Source organism: Marinomonas pontica, assembly GCF_036322735.1.
In the GTDB taxonomy this organism is placed as follows: domain Bacteria; phylum Pseudomonadota; class Gammaproteobacteria; order Pseudomonadales; family Marinomonadaceae; genus Marinomonas; species Marinomonas pontica.
This window is the reverse complement of sequence record NZ_AP027271.1, coordinates 166,501-179,873: the sequence shown is the minus strand read 5'-3', so window position 1 is coordinate 179,873 and position 13,373 is coordinate 166,501. Positions and strand designations below refer to the sequence as shown.

The following is a 13,373-nucleotide window of genomic DNA, read 5'->3' as shown; positions in this document are numbered from 1 at the left end:
TGTATAATCGACAGATCCGTCAACCACTTGGGTTCCCTAACCCCAATTCAACGAAAAAGGTCACACTATGAGTACATTCACGCCCGCGCAGCAGGTTAAAGCACTGCGCTACCTTGCCATGTTCCACCTGCTAATCATTGCGTCTAGCAATTATTTAGTACAAATTCCCTTTACGATTGCTGGGTTTCACACGACATGGGGAGCTTTTACCTTTCCCTTTATCTTTTTGGCTACCGATTTAACCGTGCGTATTTTTGGCGCGGCTCTGGCTCGTCGAATCATTTTTTTAGTGATGATCCCATCATTAATCGTTTCGTATGTCTTATCCGTTGTGTTCGCGCAGGGTGAGTTTCAGGGTTTTGGGGCGTTGGCTTCATTAAATAGCTTTGTTGGCCGAATTGCGATCGCCAGTTTAATGGCATACCTTCTAGGTCAAGTGCTTGATATTCAGGTATTTAATCGTCTTCGCCAACTAAAAGCATGGTGGGTCGCGCCTGCGGCATCTACCTTATTTGGTAATGGTTTAGACACATTAGCGTTCTTCGGTATCGCTTTTTACCAAAGCCCAGATCCATTCATGGCACAACATTGGCAAGAAATCGCATTGGCAGATTTTGGCTTCAAGCTGATTATCAGCCTTGGATTGTTTATCCCTATGTATGGTGTGTTATTGAATTATCTGACTAAGAAAATCACCGCGATTAAGCCGGATTTCACATTAGCAAACGCGTAACCTAGTTCAGAACAAATCACAGACCCAAAAAAGGCCTATTGGATAAAAATAGGCCTTTTTCTCCTCCCTTTGCGGCCTACTTCGCGTTACCACAAATCCCCAAAACGATCTCGATGGCTTAAGTACAAACGCAGATCAAATTCCAATTGATGGTAATCCGGCTCCATGTAACAGCACAGTTTATAAAACGCCTTGTTGTGGTCTTTCTCTTTTAAATGCGCCAATTCATGCACCAAAATCATCTTGAGCAACGGCTCAGGAATGCGTCGAAACAAAGACGAGATTCGCACTTCGTTCTTTGCTTTTAATTTATTGCCCTGCATCCTAGACACATAAGTATGCAGTCCCAGCGCGTTGTTAATGATGTGAATTTTGTCGTCATAAATGACTTTACTGATCGGCGGCGAACTGCGCATAAAGTCGTTCTTTAAATCCATCGCGTATTCGTACAAAGCACGTGGGCCATTTAACGTGTGCGCCGTCGGGTATTTTTTGAGTAACCAAGCCCCAGATTGTTCCGAATCCAACAAGGTTTGCGCTTGTTCTTGAACTTGAGCACTGTAAGCACCAAGATAGTTTTTAACGTCACTCATTCAGTCGTTAAACCTTATAAAATTTCTCTTTTCCTGCCATTTTAACCCTTTCTAGCTAAGAAAACAGAAACAACTTCAACGCCGCCGCCGTCGACATAATACGAATGAGCCATTTGAACTGAATAGGATTGACCTTTTTCAGGACATGAAAGCCAATAAAAGACCCGATAATCAACCCAGGAATAGCGTATAAACTGGCTTCGGTACTCTCGACAGACAGCAAACCAAGACCAATATAGAAAGGCAGTTTCACTACGTTAATAATAAAGAACGCCCACGCACGCGTGCTCACATAGGTTGTTTTATCCAGTTTTTGCTCTAACAAGAACAGACTAAATATCGGCCCTGCGGCGTTGGCCATCATGGTCACAATCCCGCCAATAAACCCCATGGAATATGCCGCAAGCGGCTTCTGCATAAAAGACGTAGGGCGGTAATCCAGATATAACCCAAGTGCAATCATGGCAATGATCATCACCCCGAGAAAGCCGACAAATTGATCCGCATTAATGTTGGCCAAAAAGTGACTCGCCACAAACACACCTAAAAATGCCAAAGGCAAAAAGCGCGCTAACACCGACCAAGCAATCTTAGACTTATAACTAAACACCGCCATAATATCGGTAATAATATAAAGCGGTAATAATATCGCCAACGCCTCAGGGCCAGGAAAAGCAATCATCACAATCGGCAGCACCAGCAACCCCATGCCACCCACCGAAAATTTCGAAAAGCCGGTAATCAAACCCGCTAAAAACAACACAATAACCGTCGTATCCACATTTTTCTCCTCTTAATCCGTCACGAGATAGCTCGTTTAATGTGTGTTATGGTAAAGCAAATAATGAACAATAAATAATTTCGTTTTATTATCAAAACGATTCGAATTAATGATCATATTGAGGACAACATGAAACTCGACCAACTCAGAGCCTTTATTGCGGTTGTCGAAACGGGCAGTTTTCGTTCTGCAGCGGATTCGATTCATAAAACCCAACCGGGGATCAGCGCGGCCGTAAAAGCCTTAGAAGAGCAATATGGCATTTTGCTATTTGACCGAAACAGCTACCGGCCCACACTGACCGCCGAAGGTCATGCCTTTTTCCAGCAAAGCAAAAAACTGATTTCACAAGCGCAGCAGTTGGAAAATCTTGGCCATGATTTGGCGAAAGGCATAGAAGCACCGTTACAGCTCTGCCTCAGCCAAATGGCGCTCGACGATGACTGCATGTCACGCATCAAAGCCTTTCAGCATCAGCACGCGGATATTGCCTTAGACATCACCACAGATCACCTTTATGGCGTGCAAGAAAAGCTCGCCAAGAACAAATGCGAAATCGCCATTGGCCCACGATACGGGCTTGATGACCGACACGCCTTTATCGAACTGAACAAAATCACCATGATTGCGGTGATCAGCCCAGAATTACTCGCCACGCTTAACGCCAGCGACACCAAAATAAAGCAACAATCCCTGTATTCGATTCCCCAAGTTTTGGTTAACGACACCACCGCCAACGCCTCAGAAAATGGCCACCGATACGTTTTACCCACAGGCAAACGCTGGTATGTGAACGATTTCCAAGCAAAGAAAACCTTGTTGATACACGGACTGGGTTGGGCACGCATGCCAAAACATTGCATTCAAGCCGAGTTAGACAATGGCCAGCTGGTGCCGATTGAAGTAGAAAATTTCACCTCACAGAATCAGCTGCCCATTTTCATGATTCGCTTACGCCATCAAACACAGAGTTCGCAAGCGAATGTTTTCTGGGAAATGATGAAAAGCCTTTCTAACAGTACACAAAACGAGCTATGAGGTTTTATTTAATTCCCAATCGTAATCTAGAAAACGGATGGTCATATCCTTGTCTTTCAGCTTCTGAATCTCTTCAGGGTTTAAAGACAAATCCACCGCGTAATCGACTAAAAACAGCTCCAATGATGAATAACCCTTCCAGCCTTTTTCGAAGTCTTCTCGATACCATTTAAAGATAGAAGACAGCGCTAACTTGCCATCATCTATTCGGTTTCGACTGCGATTTTGCAAGAAAAGTCGCGTTTGTTCGTCTAGTTGAGCATCTAAATGCTTGCCCGTATAAGCGTCATTGCGAAGCGCAGGACACCCGATACTCGCGCAATTCACCGCGAAATGAATGCGTGGGTCTTGATAACGATCTGAACCACGAATCAAATTATGTTCGATATCATCCAAAGAGCGCGTTTCACCCAATAGCGGAATAAACGACTTACTCCACGGTGAACGAAAAAAGCTACCGAGATCTTTAATCGACTCCAAATCCGGCCACTGACTAACAATCAAATCCACTGTCCACGCATTGTACGCGTTGATCAAAAAGGCCAATTGTTCGTCTTTCGGCCAATCATCAAACTCAGAGATCGTTACTTGAGACACATCCGCTAAGTAGCGATCCAGTTGCGTCTTATCATCGGCAAAGCCTTGATAATCCACTTGGCTTGTCTGACCGCCATTGAGCGGCAACACATGCTGTTTTAGCAATGCATCCCACTGGCTATGATCAAATGCGTTTGCCGCGCTTACCTGAACACTGAACAAACCAGCGAAGGTAAAGCTCAATAGCGTGAATACCAATAAGCGAAGTTTATTCATCACATTAACCTCGACGCCAAGCATGGTATTTTTCCAGCCAATTCAAAATACGCTGTGGCGCGTGGGCACGTTTCCACTCACCTGCAGCGTATTTATTGGCTTCCGCCCACGTTGGATAAGTGTGAATCGTGCCGAGGACTTTATTCAGGCCAAGACCATGTTTCATCGCCAGTACAAATTCTGCCAACAAATCCCCAGCGTGTTCGCCAACAATGGTCACGCCCAAGATCGTATCTTTGCCCGGCACCGTCAGCACTTTGACAAAGCCTTTTGCCGCGCTGTCGGCAATGGCGCGGTCCAAGTCATCCAATTCGTAACGCACCATTTCATAAGCAATGCCTTGGTCTTTGGCGTCTTTTTCACTCAAGCCCACTCGCGCCACTTCAGGGTCAACAAACGTCGTCCAAGGAATCACTCGATAATCGACACGGAACTTTTTAAACGAGCCAAACAACGCATTCACCGCGGCATACCACGCTTGGTGAGCGGCAACGTGAGTAAATTGATAAGGTCCCGCCACATCGCCCGCGGCAAAAATGTTAGGGTAAAGGGTTTCAAGGTAATCATTGGTGACAATGGTGCCTTTGGTTTCAATCCCCAGATTCTCCAAACCGTAACCGTCCAGACGCGCTTCGCGGCCAACGGCACAAATGAGCGCATCAAATTCCACCACAGACTCTTGTCCATTGTGTTCAACAATCAAACGCTTCACATCACCGTCTTTTTCACAACGCACCGCACTGTGAGAAGTCAGCAGGATTACGCCATCTTGAATTAAGCTTTCTTGTGCTAGAGCAGAAACGTCTTCGTCTTCTCGCCCCATAATACGAGCCGAGCGCTCCACTTGCGTGACCGTCGATCCCAAACGGGCAAAACTCTGTGCCAATTCACAACCAATCGGCCCACCACCCAACACCACAAGGCGCTTCGGCGGCTCATCGAATTTGGCAAAAGCTTCCCATAGAGTGTCGCTGGTGTAATAGCCTACCTCGTCCAAGCCCGGTAAATTCGGCACAAAAGGACGTGCGCCGGTTGCCAACACAATACTGCGCGCCGTCAAACGTTGCGTATCGCCGTCGTTTCGTTGAATTTCCACCGTCCAAGGGTCAATCAATTTAGCGTAACCTTGCACCACATCGACACCCATGTTGCTGTAACGCTCAACGCTATCATGAGGCTCAACCTTCGAGATCACATCGTGAACACGTTGCATGACTTTTTTGAACGAAAAGGTCGGCTCGCTGCTGTTCAATCCATAATTTTCAGCATGGCGCATTTGATGAGCCACTTTCGCACTCTTGATTAACGCCTTACTCGGAATACAGCCGTAATTTAAACAATCACCGCCCATCTTGTGAGCTTCAATCAAGGTGACTTTAGCCTTTACTGTCGCCGCGATGTAAGCACTCACTAAGCCACCAGCACCAGCGCCAATGACAATCAAATTACGATCAAAGGATTTTGGTTTGCTAAATCCAGCATACACACGACGCGCCTTCACCACATCAACGATTTTTTTCGCAATAAGCGGAAACACACCTAACAAGACAAAAGACAACAACAAAGACGGAGACAAAATGCCCGACAAACTCTCCAATTGACCCAGCTGAGTTCCCGCATTGACGTACACCAAGGTTCCGACGAACATGCCCACTTGGCTCACCCAATAGAAAGTCAAAGCACGAATCGTCGTTAACCCCATCAGCAAATTAATTAAGAAAAAAGGGAAAATCGGCACCAGACGAAGAGTAAACAGATAAAACGCGCCGTCTTTGGCAATACCTTCGTTAAACGCTTTTAGACGCCCGCCAAAACGCGATTGCACCGTGTCTTGCAACAAATAACGCGACACCAAAAACGCCAAGGTTGCCCCAATGCTGCTGGCGAACGACACAATCACCGTCCCCCACAACAAGCCAAACAAGGCACCTGCCGCCAAGGTCATGATCACCGCGCCGGGCAAAGACAGCGCCGTCACAATAACGTACAGCAGCAAAAATGCGCCGCCGACCAATAACGGGCTGTCATCGCGCCACGCACCAAATTGCGCAAGCCCAGACTTCAAACCATCCAGCGTCAATAACGTATGCAGGTCAAAATAAAAGAAGCCCGCCGCTAATGCTGCGATGAATACCAGCAATCCCATTTTTTTCATTCGTAAAACCCCGAAAGAGCCTTTTCGACTCTGGATAAAAACCAATTGATTCGATGTGTAGACATTAGACTGAGCCCAAGCCTAAATTATTACAGGACTTTGGATTCTTTTTGCAACAAAACATGAAGAGAGGCCATGCTTGTGAATCAAACACGGCCAAAACACAGAAAGGACTAACCAGAAAAAGACTAACCAGAAAAAGACTAACCAGAAAAAGACTAACCAGAAAAAGACTAACCAGAAAAAGACTAACCAGAAAAAGACTAACCAGAAAAGATTACCTAGTGCCTTTAATGCGCCCAGCAAGAAGACTAAACAAAACGCCAAAACAACACACCGTCAATACCAACGCCACCAGCCCCGTCAAACCATAAAGCGAAATGGCCGTTGCAAACGACGGCGGCCCAACGGTCGCACCAAGGTTACCAAATTGCGCAAGCAAACCATAACCTTGCGCCTGCTCACTCGGATTGCGCGCCAGAGTCGGGATCATCGCCAACGCAGAGCCCGGCACCATACCCAAAAACAGCACCAATATCCCAACGACAAAACAAAACCACCCCGCGGAACCATTAATGAAAGACAGCACCACGGCACAGCTCGCCACACCGCAATACGCCATCAGCGCAACGCGCTGCGGCTTCATCAAATACTGCGCAATCGCCCCCGCTAAAAACGTACCGCTGGTACTGATTAACGGCAACACCACCAACATCAACGTCTTTAACGACGCATCATCAATCAGCCCCGGCACATAGGTCAAAATCGACACTAAAGTGCAGGTATAAAACAAGAACACACAGCTAGGCAGCAAGGCTCTCGGGTTACGATAAACCTGCATCATTTGCTTCAAAAAGCCCTCTTGCATTTCTGTCACAGGCACCAAATCCAACACCGGATTTTTTCGCAACTTAAAAAACAACACCACGCCAATGGCCGTAATAAACACACCATGACTAAGAAACAAAGCCTGTAAACCGTAATGACCTAGAATGCTCTTGCCCAACCAGCCGCACACAGCAAACGCCACACCAAAAAACGTCCCCCAAATGCCCATGGTCAACGATCTATGTTGTGGCGCACTCAATTTCGCAATCAAAGTGGGTGCCGCAACCACCACACCCAACTGAGAAAAGCCTTCTAACATTCGAGTGATAAACAGCACCTGAAAAGAAGGTAAGCTGGACTGAACAAACGACAAAGTGCCGCCCAATAACAAAGCCCCCACCAACACTTTCAAATACCCAACGCGACTGGCAATCATCCCCGCTGACACACCGAACACCAAACCCACAATGCCCACTGCAGACAACGCAGCTCCTGTAGACGGCGCGCCCATTTGATAATGCGCCAGCAACGCGTCAAACGACACCGACACCTTAGCAAACTGCATCGCCGCGGAAATCCCCGCGATCCACAATAAAATAACGTTTAGCCACTGGGTTTTCGGCTCAACCATTGGAGAATGAACAGACGTGTTTGGCATCTCGCTTCCTTATTAGAGTAAAAATGACGGCATCCATACGAAAAGACCCGCTAAAAGCTGACCTCGCGGACAAATTAAGAGCGCCATTCTAATGCAAAAAGCCCCAAATAGGGGCAGGTATTTGCGGAATTAAAAAAGGAAAAGCAGAAACAAAGCCCGATATTTATCAATCAGGCCCTTACCATTCTGTTACTGAGCCGCTGGCGCTAGCTCTGTTTTTCTCAGCTCTTTCATGCGCAAGCCAATATTGCCTAAAATCAGCATCAAGCCGCCGATGATTTGATAGCCGGTTAAGCCCATGTCTAGGAATAGCCAGTTGATGGCGGCGGCGAAGACGGGAAAGGACAGTTCGGCCAGGGTAGCAAGTTGTGCGGGGACGGTTTTGAGCCCTTGGTAATAGAACCACATGCCGATAAAACCACTTAGTAGAGCCATCACAACCGCCAAACTCAAATCAATAGACGTCATTGGTACTAGGCTCTCAGACTGTGCCAACGCCATCGGTAGCAACACCAATAATCCCGCGACAAAACGCCCTGACATGATCGCATTGGCGGGCATGTGTTGATGCGATAAATATTTACCGCACACCGTTGCTGCGCCCCATGCGATCACGGCGATGAGCGTGTAACCGTAACCTTTCATGATGCTGGCAGTGTCGCTTGAATAGTGCCATTGCGCATCACCCAATTGGCGAAGGTCTGGCCACATCATCACGAAGCTGCCCAGCAAAATCACCGCCGCCCAGCGAACAAACTGCCCTTCAATGCGCTCTTTCAACAACCAGTAGGCCAATAGAATCGCCACAATGGGTTGCAGCTTTTGCAGCAAGATCACCACAGTTGGATTCAAATAATGAAAGGCTTCCGTAAATGCCAAGGTGCCCATGGCCGAGCCTATGCCGCCAATAAAAAACAGGCACGAAAAACCGCTGATCGACATATGACGATAAACGTGACGATAGCGCCACAGCATAGGACTGACGAACAGCACCAAGGTAAGGTGTTCGATGAGAACAATTTGCAGTGTGGAATAACCCGCGCCCAGTAAAGGGTAACGAATTAAGGTATCCAATGCCCACGTGAAACACGCGATCATGATGAAAAATGTGCCTGCCATCTTTGGTTTCTCCAATCAGTAAGATGCACAGGGGTGATGAGAACGAATAGTACCAAGATCTGTACGCAGAAAAGCACAGCTCAGAAGCACCTGAAAAGCATCAGGCGCCACAAAGACTTGGTCGACTTCTATCATCCGGACTGTAACCGTCGGCTCTGGAGTCTCACCAGATCTGCTGTCCCTTGCGTCTTAACCTAGGTTTAGTTAAATAAGACACAAAGCGCTCGCGGGCTGTTTGCTGAATCCTTCGATTCAAAAAAATCACCGCCGGTGGGGAATTTCGCCCCGCCCCGAAGTTCGATTAATGTAAAAATTTCAACCGCCACTTTACCGCTATCCCTTTGTTTAGGCAATAAACCGGCGATAAATTGACCGCCGCAAAATGACATTGTTTGTTTCTTTATCAACAAAATTCTGACCATTTATGCAGTATTGCTATACACTCTCATGCACACGTTCATATCCAAGAATAACCTTCATTGAATAGGATGATTTCAATGCAAACCTCTTCCAAAAGCGGCATTTTTTATGCGCTGACGGCATTCACTTTATGGGCCATCGCGCCGATTTACTTTAAAGAAATGTCATTTGTTCCGGCACAAGAAATTCTCGCTCATCGAGTCGTCTGGTCCTTCATCCTTGTTCTGATATTGATCTTACTTCTTCGCTATACCGACGCGTTGAAAACCGTGCTTCGCTCTCGTAAAACACTGTTGGCCATGCTGGTTTCAACTTTGCTTATTGGCTTCAACTGGGGGACGTTTATTTGGGCGGTACAAAATAACAAGATGCTCAGCGCCAGCTTGGGTTACTACATTAACCCTCTCATCAGTATCTTGTTAGGTATGATTTTCTTTCAGGATAAACTCGATAAAGTACGTAAAGCTGCCGTTGTTCTGTGCTTTTGTGCGGTGGTGTTTGAGGTGATTCAATTCGGCTCTTTGCCTTGGATCGCGCTTATTCTCGCAGTGACTTTTGGCTTTTATGGCTTGGTTCGCAAAAAAGTGGCCGTCGACAGCTTCACCGGCATGGCGATAGAAACGGGGATTATGTTGCCATTTGCGCTTTTGTATTTGATCTGGAGCCCATCTGCTACGGCGAATATTTTTGACAACAGCGCGCATGTAAATTGGTTGTTGTTCGCGGCAGGGCCAGTCACTATGGTGCCGTTGATGTGCTTTGCGGCAGCGGCAAACCGAGTCAGCATGGTGACGCTTGGGTTCTTTCAATACATCGGCCCAACGGGCATGTTTTTTCTCGCGGTGTTTTTGTACGACGAACCGCTTAGCCCAGAAAAGCTGACCACCTTTGTGCTGATCTGGTCGGCGCTTGTCATATTGATTCTCGACTCGGTTCGTAAAATTCGTAAAAACCGAGCCAAACAGGCACTTGATAAAAACGCCTTACGTTAGGTGCTGGTTTTCTATTGATTTCACTTGGCATTTTTCTGAAATACGCGCCACGAGAAAGCGAACACATGAAAAACAAAACGGTCTAATAAAACAGTTTTTTAGCATGATTGGATATATAAACTCCGTCGTTTTTTGTTTCTTTTTTAGGCGCTAAGTCCCAAAATCGCGGCATGTTTGTCTACTGATTATACGCTATGAAAATCATCTCTTTTGACGCCCTTAGAACCTTGCATTTGCCGCAAGTTCGCTACATCAAACCCGAATCGATGTACGACCATTTGGATGAAATAAAAGACGCCGATTGGCTGCTTTTTCCTCAATATTGGCAACTCAACGCCTTGGTTCATGGGCTGAAAAAGCGAATTTTTCCTAGTCTGGCCACCTACATGATTGGGCACGATAAAGTGGAAATGACGCGGACGTTTCGTACCGTCGCACCCGCACAACATCCCTACACGATTATCGCAGCCAACACGCCCTACGAAGCCGAGAAAATCTGGGACGACATGCCTTCTCCTTTCGTGGCAAAGATTCCACGCAGCAGCATGGGCAACGGCGTTTTTTTAATCGAAACCATCGGTCAATGGCGCGACTACGTGGCGCAAACAGACGTGCTGTATGCGCAAGAATACCTGCCCATTGACCGAGACATGCGCGTCATCTGGGTTGGTAATAAAATCGTTAACGGTTACTGGCGTTTGCAGTCAGACAACGGCTTTCACAACAACATCAGCCAAGGTGGGCAGGTGGAAGCGGCCTTGATTCCAAAAGAAGCGCAAGATCTTGTCACCTATTTGGCCGAATCGTTAGACATCAACCACGCAGGTTTCGACATTGCCATGGTCGGTTCAGTGCCGTATGTGATTGAAATCAATCGTATCTTTGGCAACCAAGGATTGCCTACCATACAAAATGACGTCAACACGGAACTGTTGAACTACCTCAATGAGCAACATTTGCTGTCAGTGGCTAACTTGATCGATCAACCTAGCGGTTTTTAGCGCGCCGACCCTGTCAATAAGCCAAGCCTGATGGCTTACGGTCTCTGTCTCGCCATTTTAATCATGGTGTTGATGGCTGTATTAAGGGTTTTGGCGATGGCAGGGGGAATGCTGACATTCGCACGACAATCATTGATGCCTGCAGCGTATTCAGTGAAGAGTTTTTTCTCGGTGTAACGCCCATTTAGCGTCTTATAAAAGCTGGCTTTTTGACGATCAAACAGCGCTTGCATGAGTTTCGCTTGGGCTTCATTGCCACCATACATGTTCAGCAACTTGGGCTTAATCATGTCATTTTGCAAAAAGCCGCCATACGCCGATAAACCAGCATGCACCGCGAGCACGTCTTCCTTTGCATAATTGCCCGCGAATTCGTCCAATTTTGAATCGACAAAATCCACCAAAGCAAAACAAGAATTAAGCTCATTAATAGACGGATTGGCCGCCAACAACCACGAAGGCGAGCACAACAAACTGACAAGGAAGAACAGGTGTTTAAGCACGGACATCCCCTTTTCTTTTTTATAATTATAGTAATGGGCTGGATAAAACGCCCCGTCGAAACAGTTTTATCTAATATTATGAGGTAGAACAGTCTAAAACAATCACGACGAAATAGTGGGAGCGGTTTTATTGAGGCGCTTAGGGCGTTTTTCCCAGCGTACTTTGACTTCAAATTGCTGGCTGTCTTCGTCTTCTGACGCGCTGACTTTCAAGCGCATCAGGCCCTTTGGGTCGAGCGTCAACGCACCGTCTTTGTCTTCGCTGAACTCCAATTTGCCTTTGGATAAGCCTTTGGAAAGCGCTTTTAATACGCCTTGAATATCATCAGCATCCAGTAACGCTTCGTATTTGAACTCGGTTTTTGATTTCATAAATGTTATCCGTAAATTCCTTGTAGATCCTGAGCCGTAATGACTTTTGCGGTTGGGTAGTCACAACTTAACCCAACAATACCGGCGTCTTTCCCTATTAAAGTCGCACCTATGCCAAAGCCGCTTAAACCTTCGGCTTTGCGAGAATGCGCGTCTAGCGTGATGTCCGCTTCCACGTGCACCAAGCCTTTTTTGATGGTGATTCGCTGACCTTGCTGACGGTTGATATGGCCTTGAACCACCACATGAATGCCCGCTTTATGAATCGCTTCGACGCCACGTTTGGTCAGTGGCAGGTCGGCATCGCGGTATTTGGTTCGAAAAGTGTTGGCAATCGAACTGTAGTAAAAGCTGAATAAGTCACGACGCTTGAGGTTACGGTGAAAGGCCTTGTTCGCGTATTTGGTGCCGCTTTTTAGTAGCATTTGCCCCATGCTGTCATCCAATCCCGCGTGCAAAAACAAGAACGAGCCACGTTTCGCGACCAGCTCCATTTTGCGGAAAAACCAATTGAACTCGCCTTTTTTATGTAGGAACAAAGCTTGGCATTTCAACGAGGTAGCGTACACCTTGCGCAGGCTCAATCCCGCAGCCAAGCAATGCTTTTCAAAGCTGTGGTTCTTCGATTCCATTTTGCGCACTTCGCGATCGATGCCTTCCGCCGTCAAAAAGCCAGCCGCATGAAAAGGAAACTCTTTAAACCATTCGTCGCCAGGAAAAAGCAATTCTCGACAGGTATCTTCATCAGGGATTTTTTTGTCCCAATGCGTGTCCGCCAAATATTCGTCGAATACTTCGCGAAACAATGGCACGACTTTTTTGCCCATGCGCACAAAGAAGTGCTGATTGCCGACGTCTTTTTTACGCGCCAACGCTAACAAGCCCATGAGCAAACGCAAATCGTGATTGCCCGCCAGCAGCGTCACTCGCGCTTTCAGCTTATAAAGCTGTTTTACACTGCGCAGTAATTCGAGGTTGCTTGGCCCTTTGTCCAAACAATCCCCACCGACGATGATCTCCGACTGTTTGCCTTTTTTCGTCAACGTCAATTGACCCAAGCCCGCTTTTTTCTTGCGCTCTGCCACACCCGCCGCGATCAATGACGCTTCAAATGCATGAGCGTCCGCGTGCGGATCGGAAATAAACACCACCGAACGCTTTGGCCAGCGCAGCTTATTTTTCTTAAATAAAGAAGGTGTTTTGTTCGGTTCTAATACATGACTATTTACCGAACCATCATCCCGCGGCCAAGCGGTCCACTCGCTCGGTAAGCGAGCAATAATGTCAGCATGATGAGGTCGATCTGTGACGGTTGGGATAGGGCTTTGCATTGTGTTTACCTTTTTTATTAAAAGAGCCATTAATCA

General features: G+C 46.9%; 13 protein-coding genes and 1 riboswitch. Of the genes, 4 read left to right on the top strand and 9 right to left on the bottom strand.

Going from position 1 to position 13,373, the window contains the following annotated elements; all coding sequences use genetic code 11:
• The first annotated feature begins 67 nt into the window (after positions 1-67).
• Complete coding sequence (locus AABA11_RS00815) at positions 68-733, top strand: 7-cyano-7-deazaguanine/7-aminomethyl-7-deazaguanine transporter (RefSeq protein ID WP_265728264.1); 666 nt, start codon at positions 68-70, stop codon at positions 731-733.
• An 86-nt stretch (positions 734-819) separates the two neighbouring features.
• On the opposite strand, the gene AABA11_RS00810 is transcribed toward AABA11_RS00815, so the two are convergent.
• On the bottom strand, positions 820-1,326 hold the full coding sequence (locus AABA11_RS00810; RefSeq protein WP_338264635.1) for a M48 metallopeptidase family protein: 507 nt from the start codon (positions 1,324-1,326) through the stop codon (positions 820-822).
• Positions 1,327-1,381: 55 nt separating this feature from the next.
• Complete coding sequence (locus AABA11_RS00805) at positions 1,382-2,107, bottom strand: sulfite exporter TauE/SafE family protein (protein WP_338264633.1); 726 nt, start codon at positions 2,105-2,107, stop codon at positions 1,382-1,384.
• 129 nt (positions 2,108-2,236) lie between these two features.
• On the opposite strand from AABA11_RS00805, the gene AABA11_RS00800 reads away from it, so the two are divergent.
• Positions 2,237-3,145 carry a LysR family transcriptional regulator gene (locus AABA11_RS00800; protein WP_338264631.1) on the top strand — a complete coding sequence of 303 codons (909 nt, stop codon included), beginning with the start codon at positions 2,237-2,239 and terminating at the stop codon, positions 3,143-3,145.
• Here the strand turns inward: AABA11_RS00800 and AABA11_RS00795 are convergent.
• The 4 genes from AABA11_RS00795 to AABA11_RS00780 form a co-directional block, all read right to left on the bottom strand.
• Positions 3,140-3,958, bottom strand: a complete 819-nt coding sequence (locus AABA11_RS00795) for a DUF547 domain-containing protein (RefSeq protein ID WP_338264629.1) — start codon at positions 3,956-3,958, stop codon at positions 3,140-3,142. The genes AABA11_RS00800 and AABA11_RS00795 overlap by 6 nt on opposite strands.
• Before the next feature lie 4 nt (positions 3,959-3,962).
• Positions 3,963-6,113 (bottom strand): FAD-dependent oxidoreductase, encoded by a 2,151-nt coding sequence (locus tag AABA11_RS00790; RefSeq protein WP_338264628.1) that lies wholly within the window; start codon positions 6,111-6,113, stop codon positions 3,963-3,965.
• 277 nt (positions 6,114-6,390) lie between these two features.
• Positions 6,391-7,599, bottom strand: a complete 1,209-nt coding sequence (locus tag AABA11_RS00785; protein ID WP_338264627.1) for an MFS transporter — start codon at positions 7,597-7,599, stop codon at positions 6,391-6,393.
• 189 nt (positions 7,600-7,788) lie between these two features.
• Positions 7,789-8,718: a DMT family transporter gene (locus AABA11_RS00780; protein ID WP_265728272.1), complete on the bottom strand. Its 930-nt coding sequence runs from the start codon at positions 8,716-8,718 to the stop codon at positions 7,789-7,791.
• Between the two features lie 119 nt (positions 8,719-8,837).
• Positions 8,838-9,021: riboswitch (FMN riboswitch) on the bottom strand.
• A gap of 194 nt (positions 9,022-9,215) precedes the next feature.
• Between AABA11_RS00780 and rarD the strand changes: the two genes are divergently transcribed.
• Both rarD and AABA11_RS00770 read left to right on the top strand, forming a co-directional pair.
• Positions 9,216-10,130 carry an EamA family transporter RarD gene (gene rarD / locus AABA11_RS00775; protein WP_338264626.1) on the top strand — a complete coding sequence of 305 codons (915 nt, stop codon included), beginning with the start codon at positions 9,216-9,218 and terminating at the stop codon, positions 10,128-10,130.
• 194 nt (positions 10,131-10,324) lie between these two features.
• A complete protein-coding gene (locus tag AABA11_RS00770; RefSeq protein ID WP_265728275.1) occupies positions 10,325-11,131 on the top strand; it encodes an ATP-grasp domain-containing protein in 807 nt (268 codons plus the stop codon).
• A 35-nt stretch (positions 11,132-11,166) separates the two neighbouring features.
• Here the strand turns inward: AABA11_RS00770 and AABA11_RS00765 are convergent, their stop codons facing one another.
• The 3 genes from AABA11_RS00765 to AABA11_RS00755 all read right to left on the bottom strand — a co-directional run bounded on the left by AABA11_RS00765 (position 11,167) and on the right by AABA11_RS00755 (position 13,337).
• Positions 11,167-11,634: a hypothetical protein gene (locus AABA11_RS00765; RefSeq protein WP_338264625.1), complete on the bottom strand. Its 468-nt coding sequence runs from the start codon at positions 11,632-11,634 to the stop codon at positions 11,167-11,169.
• Positions 11,635-11,736: 102 nt separating this feature from the next.
• Positions 11,737-12,006, bottom strand: a complete 270-nt coding sequence (locus tag AABA11_RS00760) for an amphi-Trp domain-containing protein (RefSeq protein WP_265728278.1) — start codon at positions 12,004-12,006, stop codon at positions 11,737-11,739.
• A gap of 5 nt (positions 12,007-12,011) precedes the next feature.
• A complete protein-coding gene (locus tag AABA11_RS00755) occupies positions 12,012-13,337 on the bottom strand; it encodes a metallophosphoesterase family protein (RefSeq protein WP_338264623.1) in 1,326 nt (441 codons plus the stop codon).
• Positions 13,338-13,373 lie beyond the last annotated feature (36 nt).